Here is a 1,458-nt window from a genome sequence, read left to right on the forward strand (position 1 = left end):
GGCTTGGACGGTTTCGGTGCGGCCGCGGGACGGGCCGCCGTCGCGCGGACGTTGCGAAACCCCCGGCGGACGCGGGCGGGAGTGAGGCGGCGGGGCTCGGCGGGTCGCTCCCAGGGACGGCGCAGGTCCTCGGCGAGGGGGCGGGCGAGGCGGAGTTGGGTGTGGGCGGCGATGATGAGCCAGGTCCACAGATCGGCGCTGTCGGCGTGGCGGACCTTCGGGGCAGTCCAGCCGAGCGTCTGCTTCAGGAGCCTGAAGGTGTGCTCAAGATCGAATCTGCGGAGGAACGACTGCCACCAGCGGTCCACGTCCGCCGGTGTCGCGGCGGTGTCTGAGCACCACAGCCAGACCGGTTTCGGGTCGCGGTCGCCCGGCAGGCGCTCGACCTGCAGCCGCATCAACGTGCCGTGCAGGACAGGCAGTTCCTCCTCGGCGTGGTCCAGCCATGGGCCGCGGTGGGTGAGTCTGGGGTGCATCCGGTCCCAGGCCATCGCCTCGGCCTTGCCGTAGCGGGTGGTGTCCGTGCTGGTGGTGACGTCGGGCTGGTGCCAGCTGTCGGGCTTGGCGAGGGTGAGGACGCCGCCGTGCCGACGGGGCCGCCCGCCCTTCGGCCCGGAGCGGGCGGGGCCGGGGTCGCGGAGCATGACGCGGTCCGAGCGCAGGCGTCCGACCAGGACGACAGGCAGGTCGGCCAGGGCGTGGGAGAGGTAGGCGACGTCGTAGCCGGCGTCCATCACGATCAGGATCTCCAGGTCGCCCGGCCGCCAGTGCCCGGCTTGCGTCAACCGCTCGACGGTGTCGCGCAGTTGGGCGGCGGTGACGAGCGTCGCGTCGTCGGCGGGCCCCAGGCGCACGGCGTCCAGCAGCGCGACCCAGGAGGTCCGGCCGGTCTCCAGGGCGGCGACGAAGGAGTACGGCCAGCCCGGCACGAACTGATCCGTCTTGCGGTCGCCACGCCCGTAGACGTGGCAGAACAGCCGGTCGTCGCTGGTCGGGGCATCGGGGCGGAGCCAGTTGCTCACGTCCACGGCCAGCACGATCCGTCCGTCGGCTGCCTTCGGCAGCGGCAGGCCGGCCAGCGTACGGCGCAACCGCGTCGGCTCCAGCCAACCGCGGTCCAAAGCCGCGTACAGCGCGCCATGCCCGCGCCGGTGCTCGACCGCCAGCGACAGCTCGACCAGGGTCTTCACCGGCCCGTCCGCGCACAGCACCGCGTCCGTGAGCTCGAAGAGCGCGTCCTGGCGGGCGTAGAGGCATTCATGGAAATCGACCCGAAAGCGGGACAAGATATCCAACGCGTCACCTGCGGGCGCGTCGACCGGGAGACTCATACACAGCGGCCGTTCTCTCGTGCTTCGTGACTCGACATCTCGAAGCGTGGAGAACGGCCGCCCCTTCTGTCCCGGGAAGAACCGCAGATCAGCAGGTCGGGTGACCTGCGAGGTTAAACGTCAAGCT

General features: G+C 71.3%; 1 protein-coding gene. It reads right to left on the reverse strand.

Annotated features, from left to right (window positions below):
- On the reverse strand, nt 1-1,331 hold a 1,331-nt coding region (locus tag FCI23_RS55670), incomplete at its 3' end, for an NF041680 family putative transposase (RefSeq protein ID WP_169317505.1).
- Nucleotides 1,332-1,458 lie beyond the last annotated feature (127 nt).

Source organism: Actinacidiphila oryziradicis (assembly GCF_005047355.1).
Taxonomy (GTDB): Bacteria; Actinomycetota; Actinomycetes; order Streptomycetales; family Streptomycetaceae; genus Actinacidiphila; species Actinacidiphila oryziradicis.